This window comes from Dietzia sp. CH92 (assembly GCF_032248695.1).
In the GTDB taxonomy this organism is placed as follows: Bacteria; Actinomycetota; Actinomycetes; order Mycobacteriales; family Mycobacteriaceae; genus Dietzia.
The window spans coordinates 68,129-87,717 of the sequence record NZ_JAVHXC010000005.1 but is presented as its reverse complement, the minus strand read 5'-3'; the positions used below and the strand labels follow the sequence as shown (position 1 = coordinate 87,717).

At 72.3% G+C, this 19,589-nt stretch carries 14 protein-coding genes and 2 tRNA genes; 5 read left to right on the top strand and 11 right to left on the bottom strand.

Annotation, left to right across the window (positions count from 1 at the left end; all coding sequences use genetic code 11):
- The first annotated feature begins 108 nt into the window (after nucleotides 1-108).
- A complete protein-coding gene (locus RWK90_RS11640) occupies nucleotides 109-1,236 on the top strand; it encodes an acyl-CoA dehydrogenase family protein (RefSeq protein ID WP_314037798.1) in 1,128 nt (375 codons plus the stop codon).
- A 51-nt stretch (nucleotides 1,237-1,287) separates the two neighbouring features.
- Here RWK90_RS11640 and RWK90_RS11635 read toward each other — a convergent pair whose 3' ends face one another.
- Together RWK90_RS11635 and RWK90_RS11630 are read right to left on the bottom strand one after the other, a co-directional pair.
- A complete protein-coding gene (locus RWK90_RS11635; RefSeq protein WP_314037797.1) occupies nucleotides 1,288-2,418 on the bottom strand; it encodes an NAD(P)-binding domain-containing protein in 1,131 nt (376 codons plus the stop codon).
- Complete coding sequence (locus RWK90_RS11630; protein ID WP_314037796.1) at nucleotides 2,390-3,130, bottom strand: helix-turn-helix domain-containing protein; 741 nt, start codon at nucleotides 3,128-3,130, stop codon at nucleotides 2,390-2,392. The genes RWK90_RS11635 and RWK90_RS11630 overlap by 29 nt, the downstream gene beginning before the upstream one ends.
- 160 nt (nucleotides 3,131-3,290) lie before the next feature.
- On the opposite strand from RWK90_RS11630, the gene RWK90_RS11625 reads away from it, so the two are divergent.
- Nucleotides 3,291-4,118: a class I SAM-dependent methyltransferase gene (locus RWK90_RS11625; protein ID WP_314037795.1), complete on the top strand. Its 828-nt coding sequence runs from the start codon at nucleotides 3,291-3,293 to the stop codon at nucleotides 4,116-4,118.
- A gap of 89 nt (nucleotides 4,119-4,207) precedes the next feature.
- Here the strand turns inward: RWK90_RS11625 and RWK90_RS11620 are convergent, their stop codons facing one another.
- The 7 genes from RWK90_RS11620 to RWK90_RS11590 all read right to left on the bottom strand — a co-directional run bounded on the left by RWK90_RS11620 (nucleotide 4,208) and on the right by RWK90_RS11590 (nucleotide 12,595).
- Nucleotides 4,208-5,008, bottom strand: a complete 801-nt coding sequence (locus RWK90_RS11620) for an enoyl-CoA hydratase-related protein (RefSeq protein ID WP_314037794.1) — start codon at nucleotides 5,006-5,008, stop codon at nucleotides 4,208-4,210.
- A 6-nt stretch (nucleotides 5,009-5,014) separates the two neighbouring features.
- Complete coding sequence (locus tag RWK90_RS11615) at nucleotides 5,015-6,484, bottom strand: aldehyde dehydrogenase (RefSeq protein WP_314037793.1); 1,470 nt, start codon at nucleotides 6,482-6,484, stop codon at nucleotides 5,015-5,017.
- Between the two features lie 94 nt (nucleotides 6,485-6,578).
- On the bottom strand, nucleotides 6,579-7,676 hold the full coding sequence (locus RWK90_RS11610) for an NAD(P)-dependent alcohol dehydrogenase (RefSeq protein ID WP_314037792.1): 1,098 nt from the start codon (nucleotides 7,674-7,676) through the stop codon (nucleotides 6,579-6,581).
- A 165-nt stretch (nucleotides 7,677-7,841) separates the two neighbouring features.
- A tRNA-Met gene (locus RWK90_RS11605) sits at nucleotides 7,842-7,918 on the bottom strand.
- A 271-nt stretch (nucleotides 7,919-8,189) separates the two neighbouring features.
- Nucleotides 8,190-8,266: transfer RNA gene (locus RWK90_RS11600), tRNA-Met, on the bottom strand.
- A gap of 114 nt (nucleotides 8,267-8,380) precedes the next feature.
- Nucleotides 8,381-11,467, bottom strand: a complete 3,087-nt coding sequence (locus RWK90_RS11595) for a UPF0182 family protein (protein ID WP_314037791.1) — start codon at nucleotides 11,465-11,467, stop codon at nucleotides 8,381-8,383.
- A 66-nt stretch (nucleotides 11,468-11,533) separates the two neighbouring features.
- Entirely contained in the window at nucleotides 11,534-12,595 is a 1,062-nt protein-coding gene (locus tag RWK90_RS11590) for a S16 family serine protease (protein WP_314037790.1), read from the bottom strand.
- A 79-nt stretch (nucleotides 12,596-12,674) separates the two neighbouring features.
- Between RWK90_RS11590 and RWK90_RS11585 the strand changes: the two genes are divergently transcribed.
- Complete coding sequence (locus RWK90_RS11585; protein WP_314037789.1) at nucleotides 12,675-14,087, top strand: zinc-dependent metalloprotease; 1,413 nt, start codon at nucleotides 12,675-12,677, stop codon at nucleotides 14,085-14,087.
- A gap of 28 nt (nucleotides 14,088-14,115) precedes the next feature.
- Here the strand turns inward: RWK90_RS11585 and RWK90_RS11580 are convergent, their stop codons facing one another.
- On the bottom strand, nucleotides 14,116-14,823 hold the full coding sequence (locus RWK90_RS11580; RefSeq protein ID WP_314037788.1) for a M48 family metallopeptidase: 708 nt from the start codon (nucleotides 14,821-14,823) through the stop codon (nucleotides 14,116-14,118).
- A 133-nt stretch (nucleotides 14,824-14,956) separates the two neighbouring features.
- On the opposite strand from RWK90_RS11580, the gene RWK90_RS11575 reads away from it, so the two are divergent.
- The gene (locus RWK90_RS11575) at nucleotides 14,957-16,006 is read left to right on the top strand and encodes a hypothetical protein (RefSeq protein WP_314037787.1); all 1,050 of its coding nucleotides are present in this window, start codon (nucleotides 14,957-14,959) and stop codon (nucleotides 16,004-16,006) included.
- A 7-nt stretch (nucleotides 16,007-16,013) separates the two neighbouring features.
- Nucleotides 16,014-17,330 (top strand): AarF/UbiB family protein, encoded by a 1,317-nt coding sequence (locus tag RWK90_RS11570; protein ID WP_314037786.1) that lies wholly within the window; start codon nucleotides 16,014-16,016, stop codon nucleotides 17,328-17,330.
- Between the two features lie 96 nt (nucleotides 17,331-17,426).
- On the opposite strand, the gene RWK90_RS11565 is transcribed toward RWK90_RS11570, so the two are convergent.
- Nucleotides 17,427-19,553 (bottom strand): ATP-dependent DNA helicase UvrD2, encoded by a 2,127-nt coding sequence (locus RWK90_RS11565; RefSeq protein ID WP_314037785.1) that lies wholly within the window; start codon nucleotides 19,551-19,553, stop codon nucleotides 17,427-17,429.
- Nucleotides 19,554-19,589 lie beyond the last annotated feature (36 nt).

Here is a 19,589-nt window from a genome sequence, read left to right as displayed (position 1 = left end):
CATACACGTGTATGCCATGCAGTTGTATGGTGGTGCTCGTCACGACCCGCCCCCACCACACCCTGGAGAAACCCCGTGTTAGAGCCCGCCGCCTTCCGCTCCCCCTGGATGACCGACGACCTCGATGCCCTGCGAGCGCACACCCGGGCGTTCCTGGAGAAGGAGACCGCCCCGCACCTCGAGCGGTGGGCGGAGCAGGGCGCGGTCGACCGCGAGTTCTGGAACAAGGCCGGCGACGCGGGCCTGCTGTGCATCTCCATCCCCGAGGAGTACGGCGGGGGCGGCGGGTCGTTCGCCCACGAGGCCGTCATCGCGGAGGAGCAGACCCGCGCACTGGACGACGGCTGGGGGAACTCGGTCCACTCGACGATCGTGGCGCACTACATCCTCCAGTACGGCACCGAGGAGCAGAAGCAGCGCTGGCTGCCCCGGCTGGCCACGGGCGAGATGGTCGGCGCCATCGCCATGACCGAGCCCGGCGCCGGCTCGGACCTCCAGGCGCTGCGCACCACGGCCACGCGCGACGGCGACGACTTCGTGGTCAACGGCTCCAAGACCTTCATCTCCAACGGCATGCACTGCGACCTGCTCGTCATCGTGGCCCGCACGGGCGGCGAGGGCGCGCAGGGCCTGTCCCTGCTCGTCGCCGAGACCCAGGGTCTGGAGGGCTTCAACCGGGGCCGCAAGCTCGACAAGATCGGCCTCAAGTACCAGGACACGATGGAGCTGTTCTTCGACGACATGCGCGTGCCCGCGGACAACATCCTGGGGGGCGCGGACCAGGAGGGCCAGGGCTTCATCCAGCTCATGCAGCAGTTGCCGCAGGAGCGACTCATCATCGCCGTGACCGCGGTCGCGGCGGCGGAGACGGCCGTGCGTCTGGCGACGGAGTACGCCAAGGAGCGCGAGGCGTTCGGCAAGCCGATCCTCAAGTTCCAGAACCTGCGCTTCGAGCTGGCCGAGTGCAAGACCGAGGCGCTCGCCGCCCGCACGCTGCTCGACCACTGCATCGGCCTGCACCTGAAGGGCGAGCTCGACCCGGCCACCGCGTCCATGGCCAAGTACTACTGCACGGACAAGCAGTGCGAGATCATCGACCGCTGCCTGCAGGTGTTCGGTGGCTACGGCTTCATGACCGAGTACCCCATCGCGCGGATGTACGCCTCGGCCCGCGTGCAGAAGATCTACGGCGGCACCAACGAGATCATGAAGGAACTGATCTCGCGCACCCTCTGAGACCGGGCCGACGCGGTTCTCCGAACTCGTCGTCGTCGTCGACCTTCCCGCCTACCGGAGGTCGGCGACGATCTGACGTACGGCGTCGCGGCCCGCCCGGTTGGCCCCCACGGTCGACTGGGACGGGCCGTAGCCGATGAGGAACAGGCGGGGTTCGTCGAGCGCGCGCCCGTCGGCCACCCGGATGCCGCCCGCGGGGGTGCGGAGCCCCAGCGGCGCCAGGTGCCCGACAGCGGGCCGGAACCCGGTGGCCCAGACGATGACGTCCGCCGGTTCGAGCCGCCCGTCGGGCATCCGGACGCCGTCGGGTTCGATGCGGGTGAAGACGGGGTGCCGCACCAGGACGCCGCGCTCCTCGGCGCGGTCGACCCACGGTCCGCGGATCATCCCGGTCACGCGGATGATGCTCTGCGGGGGCAGACCTCGCCGGGTCCGTTCCTCGACCCTCTCGATCGCCTCGGTGAAGTGCCCCGAGGACGGCGCCTCGGCCCACTCGATCTCGCTCCTGGTCACCCAGAGCGTGTCGGCGACGCGGGAGATCTCCTCGAGCAGCTGGGTGGCGGAGATCCCCGCGCCCACGATCACCACGCGCTGCCCGGCGAACTCCTCCGCCGAGACGTAGTCGTGGACGTGGAGTTGTCGGCCCCGGAAGCTCTCCCGGCCGGGGTAGTGCGGCCAGAACGGCCGGGTCCAGGTGCCGGTGGCGTTGACGACGTAGTGGGCGGTCCAGGTCTGCTCGTCGGTGACGACGACGAGGTGTTCGCCGGCCGGGTCGCCCTGCTCGGGCACGGGTCTGCGGACCGAGCGGACACGGACGGGCCGCCGGACGTCGAGGGCGTGGCGGTTCTCGTAGTCGGCGAAGTAGCGGGGCAGGACCTCGCGGCTGGGCGTGTCCTGGTCGACCTCGGGGACGGGGTGATCCGGGAGGGCGAAGATCCCGTTCACGGTCCGCATCGTGAGCGACTCCCACCGGTGCTGCCACGCACCGCCGGGGGCCTCGTCGGCGTCGAGCATGACGAAGGTGCGCTCGCCCCGCCCGGGCTCCGCCGCCCGCCCGATGGGCACGAATCCGCGGCGCCTCAGGTGGTATCCGGCGGAGAGGCCCGCCTGGCCGGCGCCGATGACGAGCACGTCCACCGCGCGCGCGGTCGGGTCAGTCCGGTCCTCCGGGGGTCGGCTCATGGGCCCATTGTGGTCCGGCGGCCCGACCCTGTGTGGGGGCGCCCGGGCGGGGTACGTCCGCGAGGGTCATCGCGCCGACCCATTCGGGGATCCGTGCCGTGATGTCACGCGGCCCGTCCAGCGTGACGGAGGATGTCCGCAGGGCGTGCCGCCACGTCAGGTCGCCGCGCCAGATCGCCACGAGCGTGCGCAGACCGGCGCGGACGGTGGCGTCCGCCTCGTAGCCGGGGTCGGTGTCGCACACGTCCACCTCGTCGCCGCTGACGACGAGCCACCAACGGGACGTGGCGGGGCGGACGCCGTCCAGGACGAAGAGCAGGACCGTGCGACCGCGGGGCCACCGGTCCACCGGCACCGTACGGCGCATGTCCCAGAAGAGCAGGTGCGGGTCGAGGTCCCTCTCCCCTAGCTCTCCCACCCAGCGCATCCCCCACGCCCCCAGCGCCTCCACGACCGGCCGCAGCTCCTGGCCGCTCGCGGTGAGCCGGTAGCAGCTGCGAGGCCCGTTCTCCTCGCGGCGGACGACCCCGGCGCGCTCGAGGGTCTGTAGCCGTTTGGACAGCAGGGCGGGTGACATGCGGGGGTTCCCGCGCCGGATCTCGTTGAAGTGGGTGCTGCCCGCCAGCAGCTCCCGCACCACGAGCAGGGTCCAACGCTCGTCCAGGAGCTCCATGGCCTTGGCCACGGGACAGAACTGTCCGTATCCCGTCATGGCTCGTTCCTCCCCGACTACCAGTAGACCGCGCATCGGCGGCCCACACCAGTACGGATTCCTGAATCGCGACCGGTTCAGATCCGGAACTGGAGGCCTCCGCCGCGCCGGCGGAGGATCGAGACGTCCCACCACCAGACACCTCATCGAGGAGGCCGTCATGACACACTCAGTGACCGACACCGCCGACGCCCGGGTGAAGGCCAGACACCGTTCGATGTGGGCGTCGGGTGACTACCCACAGGTCGCCGACCGCGTCATCCCGGGCCTCGGACCGCGCGTGGTCGACGCGGCCGGGATCGGGCCCGGGGACCGGGTGATCGACATCGCGGCCGGTTCCGGCAACGCCTCGATCCCCGCCGCGCGCACGGGCGCGGAGGTCATCGCGACGGATCTGACCCCCGAACTGCTCGACGCGGGGCGCGCCCGCGCCGAGGCCGAGGGCGTGGATCTGACGTGGAGGGTCGCGGACGCGGAGTCACTGCCGTTCGACGACGGCGAGTTCGACGTCGCCATCTCGACGGTGGGGATCATGTTCGCGCCCCATCATGACGCCGCTGCCCGCGAGGTCCTCCGGGTGGTCCGACCGGGCGGGCGGATCGTGCTGGCGAACTGGACGCCGTCCGGGTTCATCGGTCGGATGTTCGCCATCATGAAGCCGTACGCTCCGCCGCCGCCTCCCGGTGCCCAGCCGCCACCCCGGTGGGGCGATGCGGGGCACGTGGCCGGCCTCTTCGGCTCGGACGTGCAGGACGTCGTCACCGCCACGGAGGCGCTGACCGTGGACTGTTTCCCCGGCGGCGAGGACTTCCTGGGATTCTTCAAGTCCGCCTACGGTCCGACCATCGCGGTCTACGCGGCGATCGCGGACGATCCCGACGCGGTCCGCACGCTCGACGCGGAACTGACCGAGCTCGCACGGTCCGCAGATCTCGGCGGCGGCCGCATGGAATGGGAGTATCTCCTCTGGTCCGGCACCCGCGTCTGATCTCGCGCTCCCCGGCCGACTGTGCCCGACTGCGCCCGGCCTGGGCGGGCGGGGCGGCCGGGGCGGGCGGCGGTTGCCGCGTGGCGTCCTCAGGCGCCGCCGGGCAGCGACGTGAAGTCGGGCGTGCGGCCCTCGGCGAACGCCGCGAGGGCCTCGGCGTTGGCGGGGCCGCCCATGAGCTCGGCGAAGCAGCGGTTCTCCCGCTCGCGAGCCTCGGCGATCTGCCGTGCGAACGGTTCGGTGATCGTCCTCTTGACCGCCCGCAGGCTCGAGATGGGCAGGCGGGCCAGCCGGGCCGCGTGCGTGCGGGCGACCTCCTGCAGGACCGCGGGGGCGCACAGTCGCCACACCAGCCCCATCTCGTGGGCTTCGCGGGCGCTGATCCACTCCGACGACAGCAGCGCCCACGCGGCGTTCTGGCGACCCACGAGCCTGGGCAGCAGGTAACTCGACGCCGCCTCCGGAGCGACGCCCAGGCTCGTGAACGGGCACTTGAGCCGGGCGTCGTCCGCCATGAACACCAGGTCGGCGAAGCCGATGATCGTCATACCGATGCCCAGTCCCAGACCGTTGATCGCCAGGACCAGGGGCTTGTCGAAGTCGGCGAGGGCGTCGATCAGCCCGAGGAACCCGTGTTCGCCCGGGACGAAGTCGGGGTTGCCGACCCGCTCCCCCATCTCCAGCAGGTCGGTGCCCGCGCTGAACGCCCTGCCCTCACCCGTGATCACCACGACGGCCACCGCCGGGTCGGCGGCCGCCTCGCGTAGGGCGATGGTCGTCGCGTCGTACAGCGCCTCGTTGAAGGCGTTGAGCGCATCGGGCCGCGACAGCGTCAGGGTGCGGACGCGGTCGACGTCGTGGATCGCGAGGATCTCTCCGGTGTCTCCCATCGCCCGTCAGGCCCCGGCCACGGCGGGGCCGTCGAGGTACACGCTCTTGAGCTCGGTGTACTGGGCGAGCCCCTCCGGTCCGAACTCCCGCCCGACGCCCGACGCCTTGAACCCGCCGAACGGGGCCGCGAAGTCCATGGTGTAGGTGTTCACGCCGTAGGTGCCGGTCCGGACCCGGCGGGCGACGCCGAGCCCCACCTCACGGTCGGCGGTCCACACCGTGCCGGCCAGGCCGTAGTCCGAGTCGTTGGCGATGCGGACCGCATCGTCCACGTCGTCATACGCGATCACGGAGAGCACGGGACCGAAGATCTCCTCCCGGGCGATCCGCATGGAATTGTCCACATCCGCGAACACCGTCGGCCGCACGTACCAGCCCGTGTCCAGCCCCTCGGGCCGGTCGGTTCCGCCGGCCAGGAGCGTCGCACCCTCCTGCTGCCCGATCTCGATGTAGGAGTTCACCCGCTCCTGCTGCCGGCGGGCCACCATCGGCCCGATCTCGGTGGCCGGGTCGAGCGGGTCGCCCACCACCATCGAGCCGATGCCCTCGGCCAGCGCCCGTGCCACCTCGTCGTGCCGGTCTCGACTCACCAGGACGCGGGTCTGCGCCACGCAGGCCTGCCCCGAGTTCATCACCCCGAGGAACTTCAGGCCCTCGACCACGGCCGTCAGGTCCGCGTCGTCGAGGACGATCGCCGCGGACTTGCCACCCAGCTCCAGCGAGCACCGCTTGAGCTGCTCGCCGCAGATGGCCCCGATCTTTCTGCCGGCGGCGGTGGAGCCGGTGAAGGCCACCTTGTCGATCCCCGGGTGGCGGACGAGGTGCTCACCCACCTCGCGGCCGCCGGCGACGATACTGACGACGCCCTCGGGCACCCCGGCCTCGATGAGCAGTTCACCCAGGAGGTAGGTGTCCAGCGGGGTCTCGGGCGCCGGTTTGACGACGATCGTGCACCCCGTCAGCAGCGCCGGGATGAGCTTGGACAGCACCGTGAACTGCGGCACGTTCCACGGCGGGATCGCCGCGACCACGCCCACCGGCTCGTGGCGCACCACGACCTCACCGCCCAGGGCCCCCGGGCGCGTCTCCTCCCACGGGAACTCGCGGGCGATCGTGAGGAACGATTCGATCTGCATCCACGGGACGGGTGCCTGGGCGAGCTTGCTGAAGGAGATCGGGGACCCCATCTCGGTGGAGATGACGGTCGCCATATCGTCGAGCCGCGCGGCGTACAGCTCCGACAGACGGGCCACGACCGCGATCCGCTCGTCCGGGCTCATCCGGGGCCACGGACCGTGGTCGAACGCCTCGCGGGCGGCCGCGACCGCGGCGTCCATATCCGCCACCGATCCCTCGGGAACCCGGGCGACGACCTCTTCGGTGTGCGGGCTGACGACCTCGATCACGGCGTCAGAGGCCGGGGAACGCCACTGGGTACCGATGAGGAAGGCGTCGCGGTCGAGCGAGGTGGTCATGGGGGACTCTCCTACCGTCGGGCCTGCTGTGTGTCCGCGGCGGACACCTGATCAGACATGTGTCTACTGTACGAGTCGCGGGGTCGTCGCGGGGTCAGAACACGAGCACGGGTTTGACCACCTCGCCGGCCGCGACGTCCGCCACGGCGGTGTTGATCTCGTCGAACCGGTAGGTGGTGATGAGATCGTCCAGCCGGAGGGCGCCGGAGGACTGCATCGCCAAGAGTTCGGGGATCATCGTCAGCGGGTCCGAGTCACCCTCGATGCAGCCCCGGACGATCTTGCCGTTCTGCATGAGGTCCACGGCGTCGAGTTCGAGCCGCGACTCTCCCAGCCCCACCACCACGAGCGTGCCGCGGGGCGCGAGTGCGCGGACCGCCTGGGAGATGACCGCGGGTACAGCTGTGGTATCGATCGCCGCCGTGGCGCCGCCCCCGGTGAGCTTCCTGACCTCGTCGACGACGGCCCCGTCCGGAAGCCCGCCGGGGTTGATCCCCACCGCGCCGAAGCGGGCAGCGTGATCGAGCCTGGAGTCCTTGGTGTCGACGGCGATGATCGTCCCGCCCCCGCGGGCCGCGGCCGCGGCCACCGCCGCCAGCCCGACCGCACCCACGCCGTAGACCACCAGACTGGATCCGGGGTCGGGGTCAATCGTGTTGAGGACCGCCCCGGCGCCGGTCTGGAACCCGCAGCCGAACGGCGCGGCGACCGAGAGGTCGACGTCCGGGTCGATGACGACGACGTTGTCCGGGCTGCCGATGGCCAGCTCGGAGAAACTCGACTGGCCGAAGAACGATCCCGAGACGGCCGTACCGTCACGATGGAGGGTCGTGCTGCCGTCGAGACGGTAACCCATGTAGTTCAGGGCCATCGTCTGCTCGCAGTAGCCGACGCCGCCGGTGCGACACCTCTCGCACTCGCGGCAGGAGCGGAAGCTCATCACCACCTGGTCGCCGACCGCGACCCCCTCGATCTCGGAGCCCACCGCCTCGACCACGCCCGCGCCCTCGTGACCGAAGACCCGGGGGAACATCTCCGCCGGGAGCATCTCCTTGATCGTCAGGTCCGTGTGGCACAGGCCGACGGCCTTGATCCTGACCAGGATCTCGTCCGGGCGGGGTTCATCGATGTCCAGCTCGACGAGGCGGAACGGCTGCCCCGGTCCCTCGACGATGGCGGCGCGGGTCTTCACACCAGGTCTCCTCCGGGGTCCACTCCACATCCGGCGGGCGGCGCCCGGGACGGCGCGCGGTGATGACGCGCGCGGCTCGGACACTAGCCCGGACATGCGGACGGTGGGGTGGTCACCGAAATGGTCTCAGGCCCGGCTCCCTGACGGGAACCGGGCCTGAGTACGTGGTAGCGGGGACAGGATTTGAACCTGCGACCTCTGGGTTATGAGCCCAGCGAGCTACCGAGCTGCTCCACCCCGCGACGCTCACCCGGGTGACACCCGGATGAAGTTCGACCGTCCGGCGCCTGAACGGTGTCCCGCTCGTTCGCGCCTCGGTCGGTTATGAGGTTAGCAAAGACCGCGCGCGAACCACGAATCGGCGGACGGAACCTCCCCGCGGACCAGGGTTCGCCCTCTCCCGCCGGGCCCCGCGCGAGCCGATGCGCAGGCGAAGTGCCGGGCGCGGGCGTAGGGCCGGGCGCGGGAACGACGAAGGGCCCCTCCGTGAGGAGGGGCCCTTCGTCGTTCACGTGGTAGCGGGGACAGGATTTGAACCTGCGACCTCTGGGTTATGAGCCCAGCGAGCTACCGAGCTGCTCCACCCCGCGTCGATTGCGTCTATGACACTACGTGCCATTGAACGGACAAAGCAAATCGGCCGGACGACCACGCCCGGACCGGCCCCGGTGAGGGGACCGGCCCGGGCGTGAGGGGGCGATGCGTCAGTTGCCGGCGCCGTTGCCGAGCGCCTGGTAGGCGTCGACCGCGGCCTGCAGCTCCTCGAGGGCCTGCCCCAGGTCCGAGAGGTCTCCCCCGCTCTGCGCCGAGCGCACGGCGTTCAGCGCCGCGTTGAGCTCGGAGACGGCGGCCGCGCGGGAGGCGTCGTCGCCACCTCCCCCGCCGCCACCCGCGGGCGCGGACGGCCGCGGGGCCGTGCCCGCGGCGGGCCGCGGCGTGCTGCCCTCCGCCTGCGCCTCGGCCTGGCCCGTCTCGTCGATGCGCACCGCGTCGGGGTCCGTCTCGATCCCGACCTGCTGCAGCGCCTCGTACAGCGTGGGCGCGTAACCGACGGCCCGGTCATAGCTCACCATCACGCGGAGCAGGCGCGGGAACGCCGAGTCCTGGTCCTTGCGCTGCGTGTAGATCGGCTCGACGTACAACACCGAGTCCCCGGCCAACGGCAGCGCGAGCAGGTTGCCCTCGGTGATCTCGGCCGTCTCGCCCCACAGGCGGCGGTCCTGGGCGATCGCGGGCGAGGCGATCATGATGTCCTGCGCCTGGTTCGGGCCCTGCGCCAACGGCTCGGTCCGACGCTGGACGCGCACTGTGATCTGCCCATAGGTGTCCGGGTCGGAACTCGCCGACATGTGCGCGGCGAGGAACTCGCGCTCATACCCACGGAAGGCGGAGATGAGCTGGAACGACGGTTCGTCCGACTCCGGGTCCGTCGGGTCCGAGGCCACCACGTAATACGGCGGCTGGCTCGGCCCGTCGCGATCCACGGTCTGCGCACCCGCCGGGCCGCCCGCGGTCCCGGCCCCGGGGGCGGGAGCGGACCCGGGACCCGCCGCCGGCGGGGTCTGCGGGTTCTGGATCGAGGAGGTCACGGTCGGGTCGGACGGCACCGACCAGAACGCGTCGTTGGTGAAGAACTGCCCCGGATCGTCGACCTGGTACTTCGCGAGCAGCTCCCGCTGCACCTTGAACAGATCCTCGGGGTAGCGCAGGTGCTCGGACAACTCCTCCGAGATCGCGTCACGCGGCTGCACGATGCCCGGCAGCGCCTTCATCCACGTCTGCAGCACCGGGTCCGACTCGTCGAACGCGTACAGATCCACCGTGCCGTCGTAGGCGTCGACCGTGGCCTTGACCGAGTTCCGGATGTACGAGACCTCCTCGTCCGGCAGGACGCGGCCGCTGCCGTTGCTCAGCGAGTCCGAGGTCATGGCCTCCAGCGAGCTGAGCTCGGCGTACGGGTAGGTCTTCAGCGTCGTGTACCCGTCGACGATCCACTTGATGCGCCCGTCGATCACCGCCGGGTAGGTGTTGGTGTCCGTCGTGAGCCACGGGGCGACCTTCTGCACCCGGTCGCGCGGGTCCCGGTCGTACAGGATCTTCGAGTCGTCACCGATCAGGCTCGACAAGAGGATGTTGCGCTCGGCGAACTTCAGCGCGTACGCGATCCGGTTGACCCAGCCGCCGATCGGCACGCCGCCCTCGCCGGTGTAGGTGTACTGCTCGGTGTCGGTGTCGTACTCCCGCGGCCCGTCGCCGTTGTCGCCGACGATCGCGTAGTCGGGATCCGACTGGGCGATGAGCTCGCCGAAGTAGATCCGCGGCTGCGTGACCGGGATCATCATGTCCTCGCCGTTGTTGATCGCGTCGAGGTCCGAGACCTGGTAGTTCGGGAGGCCGCCGCGGTCCGAGCCCGCGTCGTCGGCGATCTCGTTGACCCGGTTCGCCGGCGCGGCGACGAACCCGTTGCCGTGCGTGTACACCGTGTGACGGTTGATCCAGTCCCGCTGGTTGGCCTGCAACGACGCCGGGTTGAGCTCGCGCGCCGCCACCAGGAAGTCCTGCATCTCGCCGTCGATCGTGTACCGGTCGATGCTCAGCGTCTCGGGGAACCCGTAGAAGTTGCGCAGCTGCTGCTGCTGGGTGAACGTCGGCGCCAGCACGTTGGGGTCCAGCACACGGACGTTGGACAGCGTGGTGATGTCCGACGCGGCCTCGCGGGGGTTCGGGTTGGCCGCCCCCCAGTTGTCGAGGTACGTCACCCGGTCGTCGCCGATGTCGTACGCCGCGCGGGTCGCCTCGATGTTGCGCGCGATGTACTCCCGCTCCTTCTCGGCACGGTTGGGGTTGACCGAGAACTGCTCGACCGCGAGCGGCCACGCGGAACCCACCACCAGGGCCGAGAACAGCAGCAGCACGGTGGCCAGCGCGGGGATCCGCAGATCGCGGATGACGATGGCGGAGAAGAACGCGACCGCGCAGACGAGCGCCACCGAGAACATGAAGATCTTCGCCGGCATGAGGGCGTTGACGTCGGTGTAGCTGGCACCGGTGAACGTGGCGTTCTCGCTGAACAGCAACTCGTACCGGTCGAGCCAGTAGGCGGCGGCCTTGGCCAGGACGAACAGCCCCGCCAGGGTGACCAGCTGGATACGGGCCGCGCGGGTCAGCGCGCCCTCACGGGCACCGGGACGCAGGCCGCCGAAGATGTAGTGCGTGAACAGGTTGGCGAAGAACGTCAGGACGATCGTCACCATCACCCACGTGACGATCGCCCGCCACATGGGCAGCTCGAACGCGTAGAAGGAGATGTCCAGTCCGAACTGGGGGTCGGTCTGACCGAACGGGGTCGAGTTGACGAACGCGAGCACCGTCTGCCAGCCCGTCTGCGCGACCGAGCCGGCCAGGACGGCGAGCACCGCCGGGATCCAGAACACGGTCCGCGCGGGCGAGGCGCCCATGGCCGCGCGGTAGCGGGCCAGCGCGTCAGGCATCCCCGGCTGGGAGAGGAAGACCGGTCGGGAGCGGTACGCCAACAGGATGCCCGCCGTCACCGCCAGCCCCACGAGCAGCGCGACCACGACGAACACCCCGAGCCGCGTGAGCAACTCGGTGCGGAAGACACTCGAGGCGTCGACGCTGCCGAACCACAACCAGTCCGTGTAGGCGGTGTTCAGCCGCGGCAGGACCTGGATGAGGAGGATGAGGACGACGACGGCGACGGCGACGGCCCGACCGCGACGCGAGATCGCGATAGGCCGTCCCGGGGGGTTACCGGGTGGGCGGACGGACACCTGGGATGCTCCTGCACTGCTGGGGCGGACATGCTCGTGGGTCCCACCTTACGGAAAAGCGCCGCCTCAGCCGCAGGTCGGTGGCTGACCCCCGGAAGCGGCCGTCTCCAGCGCGTCCACCGCGCCGCCCAGGGTCGAGACCTCGAGGAGCCGGATGCCGTCGGGAGGGTTCTGCACAGCCTCCGCACAGTTGGCGGCGGGCACCAGGAACTCGCCCGCCCCCGCCTCGTGCGCGGCCCGGATCTTGTGCCGGATCCCGCCGATCGGCCCGACCGTGCCGTCGGGCTCGATCGTCCCCGAGCCCGCGACCCGCGCTCCCCCGGTCGCCTCGCCCGGCGACAGCTTGTCCACGATCGTCAGGGCGAGCACCAGGCCCGCCGAGGGACCGCCGACGCCCGGATCCACCGTGATCTCCACGTCGGTGCCGTCCGCCGGCGAGTCCCCGACCAGGATGCCCAGTCGGCCCTGCCCGGGATCGCCGTCCGCCCCCGCCGGGAGCAACCTCGTCGTCGTCGACCCCTCACGGCCGTCCCGGGTGAACCCGATCGTGATCTCGTCCCCCGCGCGGCGCTCGCCCACCCGCTCGACCACCGCCGCCGCGTCCTCCACCGGCTCCCCGTCGACCGAGGTCAGCACGTCACCCTCCTCGAGACGACCTGCGGCGGCTCCCTCGGGCTCCACCCCCTCCACGCGGGGCTGCATCGGGATCCCCAGGAAGCGGTAGGCGGCCGCCTCGGCCGAGTTCTCCGACCCGACCATCTGCGCGGCGTTGGACTCGCGGACCTCGTCGCGCGAGCGGTCCGGCGGGAACACCTGATCCCGCGGCACGACGACCTGGGCCGGGTCCAGCCAGAACCGCGCCGCGTCGAGCAACGTCAGCCGGTCGCGCACCGCCACCGTCGTCATGAGCAGCGCCCCCGACGTCTCGTCCGCCGGCCGGCCCACCACGTCCACCACCGGCACCCGCTCGGGCTCGCCCTCCGACGACTCCACCTCCGCCACGCCGAGCGTGTCGTACGTGGGTCCCGGACCCATCGAGACCAGCGGCACTGTCGCCGACGTCGCCAGGACGAGCAGCAGTACCGCCGGGACCAGCGCGGCGAGGACGGTGAACAGGCGGCGACTCACGGGGGCAAGGGTAGACCGACCACCCGCGCGGGCGCGGCGCGGCCGGACCCCGCACCCCTGCACGCTGTACCGTTGTGGCATGAACCAGCCCTTCGGTTTCTCCGCCTCCGACGACGACGGGCGCGACGACGACCGGGACCGCAACCCGGGTGGATCCGGCGGTTCCGGCGGTCCGGGCGGCCCCGGTGGCTTCGGTGGCCCCGGCGGCTTCGACCCCTCGCAGTTCGGCAACCTCGGTCAGATGCTCTCCCAGTTCGGGCAGATGCTCGGCTCCATGGGATCCGCCATGTCCGGGCCCGGCAGTTCCGGCCCCGTCAACTACCAACTGGCCCGGACCGTCGCCCTGCAGGCGCTCGGCCGCACGCCCGTGATCACCGACTCCTCGCGCACCGCCGCCCAGGAGTCCGTCCGGCTCGCCGAGCTCTGGCTCGACGAGACCACCCTGTTCCCCTCCGGCGTCCACCGCACCGAGGTCTGGACCCCGCAGCAGTGGGTCGAGCAGTCCCTGCCCACCTGGGAGAAGATCTGCACCCCCGTGGCCGAGCAGATGAACTCGGCCACCAAGGGCGCCATGCCCGAGGAGGCGCGCCAGCTCGCCGGCCCGCTGCTCGGCATGCTCGACCAGATGGGCGGGATGGGTTTCGGCATGCAGCTGGGCCAGGGCCTCGGCAAGCTCGCCCCCGCCGTGCTCTTCTCCTCCGAGGTGGGCATCCCGTTCGGCGCCGACGGCGTCGCCGCCCTCTGCCCCGCCGCGATCGACGCGTTCGCCGACGAGCTGGAGCTGCCGCGCCAGGAGGTCGTGGTCTTCCTCGCCGCCCGCGAGGCCGCCCACCTCCGCCTGTTCAACGGCGCCCCCTGGCTGCGCGCCCGCTTCCTCGCCACAGTGGAGGAGTACGCCCGCGGCATCCGCGTCGACACCTCCGGCCTCGACGACCTCGCCTCCGGCCTGGACCCGTCGATGCTGCAGGACCCCGCCAAACTGCAGGAGCTGCTCTCCGGCGGCGCCGGCGCGATCGGCCCCAAGGTCACCAACGTCAACGAGGCCGCCCTCGGCCGCCTCGAGACCCTGCTCGCGCTCGTCGAGGGCTGGGTGGACGCCGTCGTCACCGCCGCCGTCGGCGACCGCCTGCCCAGCGCCGACAAGCTCCGCGAGATGTGGCTGCGGCGCCGCGCGACCGGGGGCGCGGCCGAGCAGGCCTTCTCGTCCCTCGTCGGGCTCGAGCTGCGGCCGCGTCTGGCCCGTGAGGCCTCCGAGCTGTGGCGGCGCGTCGGCGAGGCCGTCGGCACCGAACGTCGCGACGGCCTCTGGAGCCACCCCGACCTCCTCCCCGTCGGAGAGGACCTCGAGAACCCCGCCGCGGTGATCGACCGGCTGCTCGACGAGTCCACCGGCGATCCCAGCGGGGTCGACGAGATCGAGAAGTTCCTCCGCGAGTCGGGCGGCGGGACCGGCGACGGCACCGACACCCGGGGCCCGCGCGACGCGGACTGATCCGCCCACCCCGTCGCGGGCGGGCCCGTCAGGGGCAGCCGTCCTCGTCGTCGTCGCCCTCGACCAGGTCGCCCAGGCCCTCCCCGGCATCGCCGCCGGGGAGGGCCTCGTCCGCGGCACCCGGCCCGCCGCTCCCGCCGGCGCCGCCGCGGAGCACCCGTGAGTACGCCTCGAGGTACCCCATCGCCCGCTCCGCCCGCGGGTACCGGCGCACGACCTCCCAGAACTCCGGCGGGTGACCCCCCGGCACCACCAGGTGGACCAGCTCGTGGACGAGCACGTAGTCCAGTACATACGCGGGCACGTCCCGCAGCGCCTCGCTGATGCGGATCTGCCGCGACCCCGGTGAACACGACGCCCACCGCGTGGTCATCGTCGGCACCCACCGCACCGACTCGGGCCGCGCCCGCCCGTCCAGCCACCGTTCCGACAACCCGGTGGCCCGGCGCATCAGGTCCGAGTCCGACGACCTCGCGCCCCGCCGACGACCCGACCGCGCCAGTCGGGCGAGCATGTCCGACACCAGGCGTCGTTCCTCGGCCCGGGGCAGGCCGGCGGGCATGAGCACCACCACCGTCTCGCCCTCCACCCGCGCCGACACCGTCCGCGTGCGCCTGCGGGACCGACGGATCTCGATCCGCGGGTCGTCCGGGTCCGTGGGCAGCGCCGGCGTCTCTACCGGGCCCTCCCCCGACGGGTCCGAGGAACGGCTGGCGGGACGGGGAGCGGGCGGCACGCCGACCACCGTAGACCACCCCGACGCGCGACCGGCGCCTCGCTGTCCCCACTCCCGACCCGCCCCGGGCGCCCTGTGGAATACCCCGATTCCGGACGGCTCCGCGCCACGACCGCGTGCCACGATGACGGCCGTGACCCAGTCCAGCCCGCTCACCGCGCCCGCCTCCGGCCACGGGCCCGCCCCGCGACCGGCCGTCGTCATACCGACCCCCGTCGAGGTCGAGCCCACCTCCGCCGCGCCCGCCCGGCCCGGCGCCCCTCCGGCGGTCCGCGCGACGCTGCGCCCCGGCACGGTGGTGGTCGCCCGCGACGGCCGCACCGTCCAGGTCGGACTCGCGCCGGACAGGGCGGTGATCGTCGAGGCCCCCGCCGAGCTCGACGCGCGCCGCCTCGCCGCCCTGCTCAGCCGCCTCGACGGGGACACCGACCTCGACGCCGCGGCCCGACGCGCGGGGATCGACACGGCGGGACGGGCCGCGGTCGCACGGATCCTCGTCGGGCTCGCGGAGCTCGGCCACGTCCACCTCGACACCGACCGCACGGACGCGCTGCCGCCCACGCCGTCGGCGCACCCCGCCCGGCCCCGGCCCGCCCCGGTACGGCGCGTCCACATCCTGGGCGTCGGACAGGTCTCGGAGGTGCTGCGCGGACCGCTGTCCGTCAACGGGTGCCGGGTGAGCACCGGCCCCGCCCCCGGCCTGGGCCTCGACGCCGAGCGACCGCCCTGGCTCCGCCGCGGGCAGGCCCCCGACCTCGTCATCCTCACCGGGGCCGTCGCCGTGGACCCCGTGCTCACCACCGCACTCGGCCGCGCCGGCCAGACGCACATGCACGTGTACTGCCGCGACGGCCGGGTCGTGGTGGGACCGACCGTCCTGCCCGGCCGAACCACGTGCCTGCGGTGCGCCGACCTCTTCCGGGCCCACCGCGACCCACGCTGGCCGGTCGTCGCCGCCCAGCTCATCGGCCGCTCCCCCGACGCCGGCGTCCCCGCCCTCACCGCCGCCGCCGCGCTCGTCCTGGCGGAGGTCTCCGCGACCCGCGAACCACACGGGCGGATGCAGACCATCGGCGCCACCGTCGAGATCAACCCCGCCGAAGGACTGTGGCGGCGGCTCGAGTGGCCGGCGGCCCCGGGCTGCGAATGTGGCGCCGCCCCCGGCCCGCGTCCTCTGTCATGATTGGGACGTGTCCGATCTACCCCGTACCTCGTCCCGCCGCGCCGCACGCCTCGCGGGACTCCCACTGGGCATCGCCGGGCGCGCCGCCGGGTCGCTCGGCCGCCGCGCCTTCGGGCGGGGCGACGGGGATCTGACCGAGGAACTCGCCGACCAGGCCGCGGAGCAGGTCTTCGCCGTCCTCGGGGAACTCAAGGGCGGGGCCATGAAGGTCGGCCAGGCGCTGAGCGTGTTCGAGGCAGGGATGCCGGACAAGTACGCCGAACCGTTCCGCGAGGCGCTGACCAAACTCCAGTCCGAGGCGCCGCCGCTGCCCGCCGCCGAGGTGGAGCGCGTCCTGGACGCCCAGCTGGGGTTGCGCTGGCGGGAACGGTTCTCGGATTTCGACGGCGAGGCCGCCGCGGCCGCGTCCATCGGACAGGTCCACCGGGCCGTGTGGTCCGACGGTCGCGAGGTCGCCGTCAAGGTCCAGTACCCCGGGGCCGACGAGGCCCTGCGCTCGGACCTGCGGCAACTCCGCCGGCTCGCGCCGCTGCTGCGCCCCCTGAACCCCGGCACCGACATCAGGGGGATCATCGACGAGCTGTACGACAGCACGGTGAGCGAGCTCGACTACCGCACCGAGGCGGACACCCAACGGGTCTTCTCGGCCGCCTATCGGGACGACCGCCAGTTCCGCGTCCCCTCTGTCCTCGCCTCCGCGCCGAAGGTGCTGGTCACCGAATGGGCGGACGGCCGCGCACTGAGCCGGATCTCCGCCGACGGCAGCCCCGGGGAACGCAACCTGGCCGGCGAGCTGCTCACCGAGTTCCAGTTCAGTTCGCCCGTGCGCGCACGGATGATGCACGGCGACCCCCACCCGGGCAACTTCCTGCTGGCCGACGACGGTCGACTGGTGGTCCTGGACTTCGGCGCCTCCGTCCCGCTTCCGGAGGGTGTGCCGCCCGTCCTGGTCGCCATGATGCGGCATGCGCTGGCCGAGGACGCGGATCAGCTCGTGGAGGTCATGACCCGGGCCGGGTACGTGGGACGCGGCGGGCTCGATCCCGCCGACGCGATGGCGTTCCTGGGCCCGTTCATCGAGCCGATGCGCGAGCCGGTCTTCCACTTCGACCGCGCGTGGATGCAGGGCATCATGGCCGTCTACGGGGACGTGTCGGGCCGCGAGTTCCGCACGTCGCGCTCGTTCGCCCTGCCGCGCGACTACGTACTGATCCACCGCGTGCTGTCGGCGTCGGTCGGGATGCTGTGCCAGCTCCAGGCGTCGGCGCCGTATCGGGAGATCGTGCAGCGCTGGATCCCGGAGATCTTCCCCGGCGAGGACTGACCGCCCCGCCGCGGACCGGCGCCATCGGCGCGCTGGTGCGGCCGTCGGCGCACGGGCCCGGCCGTCGGCGCACGGGTCCGGCCGTCGGCGCAGGGGTCAGCTCCCCCGGACCAACCTGAGCACGTCGTCGCCGTACTCGCCGAGTTTGTGTGCGCCGATCCCGCCGATCCGGCCCAGGGCGCGGGTGTCCGCGGGGCGAACGCGGGCGATCTGAGCCAGGGTCTCGTTGGTGAACACGGTGTACGCGGGCTTGCCGATCCGCTCCGAGGTCTCGCGGCGCCACTCCCGCAGTCGCTCGAACAACCCGGTGTCGATCTCGACCGAACACTCCGGGCACAGGCCCAGCGCCCGGTGCATGGGCCCGTTGAGCTTCTCCCCGCACCCGCGGCAGCGCCCCTTGTCGGATGAGTCGGTGCTCCGCCGGGGGGCCGCGGCGGACTGCGCGGGCCGGACGGGGTCGAGGAAGCGGCTCGGCCGTCGGGTCGCGCGGCCACCGGCGCGACGGCTGCGACTCCACGAGAGCGACAGGTGCTCGCGGGCGCGGGTGATCCCGACGTACAGGAGCCGCCGCTCCTCCTCGATCGCGTCCGGGCCCGCGTTGATCGCGTGACTGATCGGCAGGCTGCCCTCGTGGACGCCGATGAGGAACACGGCGTCCCACTCCAACCCCTTCGCGGCGTGAATCGAGGCCAACGTCACGCCGCGCTCGTCCGGCGCGTGCCGCGCGGCCGCGCGCTCGCGTAGCCCGGCGACGACGGGGAGCAGTCCCGGACGACTCTCGGCGGTCGCGATCTCCTCCGCCAGGCCCACCAGGGCCGTCAGCGAGTTCCATGTCTCGCGGGCCTGGGTGCCGGACGGTTCGGCAGCGGTGAGGCCGAGTGGCTCGAGGGCCCGCCGGATTATCGCCACGACGTCCACGGGGTCGGTCAGCTCCGCGTGTGCGGCGGCCCCCGCCTCGTCCGAACCGTCGACGAGGCGGTCGATCGCCGACATCGCCCGGCGCACCACGGGGCGTTCGAAAAACCCCTCCCCACCCTTGAGCCGGTAGCCGATGCCGGCCTCGTCGAGCGCCGCCTCGATCCGCTCCGACTGGGCGTTGACCCGGTACAGGACGGCGATCTCGGCGGGGTCGGTCCCGCCGTGCACGAGGTCGGCGACCGCCGCCGCGACCGCCTCGGCCTCCGAGTCCTCGTCGGCGTACTCGGTGAGCACCGGTTCGGGCCCCGGGGGCCGCATGCCGCGCAGGGTGAGGCCGGCGCTGCGAAAGCGGCCCGACCCGGCGTTGATCACCGCGTTGGCCAGGTCCACGACCTGCGGGGTCGACCGGTAGTCGGATTCCAACCGCACCACGGTCGCGCCGGGGTGCCGGTCGGCGAAGCCGAGGAGGAAGTCCGGCTCGGCACCGGCGAAGGAGTAGATCGTCTGGTTGACGTCACCCACCACCGTGAGGTCGTCGCGGTTGCCCAGCCACGCCGTGAGCAGCCGTTGCTGCGCCGGTGTGACGTCCTGGAACTCGTCCACGACGAAGCAGCGGTAGCGGTCCCGGAACTCCTCCGCGATGGCCGGCACCTCCTCGACCAGCTCCGCCATGTGTGACAGGAGATCGTCGAAGTCCAGCATCCGGACCGGGCCGGAGACCTTGAGGTCCTCGTACGCGCGGAACGCGCGGGCCACCTCGGGAGCGGGGACCGGCAGGTCGCGTCCGAGGGCGACGGCCTGATCGGCGTACGTGTCCGGGGTGAGCAGGCTCGACTTGGCCCAGCCGATCTCTGTCAGCACGTCGCGGATCGTCTCGGTGGCGGGGTCGAGTCCGGCGCGCCGCACGGCCTGGGCGACCGCGCGGAACTGCCCCTCCAGCAGCTGCCACGGCTCCTCCCCGTACACGCGGGGCCAGAAGTACGACAGGTTGCGCAGGGCCGCCGAGTGGAAGGTCCGTGCCTGCACCGGCCCGGTGCCGGCGTCCGCGACCCCCAGCCCCGCGAGCCGCATGCGCAGTTCGCCGGCGGCGCGTGCGGTGAACGTCACCGCGAGCACCTGGTCCCCGCGCACGTGCCCGGTGGTGACGAGGTGGGCGATGCGCCGGGTGATGGTGCGGGTCTTGCCCGTCCCCGCCCCGGCGAGGATGCAGACGGGCCCGCGGGGTGCCAGCACCGCGCGCCGCTGCTGTGGGTCCAGCCCCTCCAGCACGGTCTCCGCACCGCCTGCGCGTCCGGCCGTCCGCACGCCTCCTCCGCCGCCTCGCCCCGTGTCACTCACGCC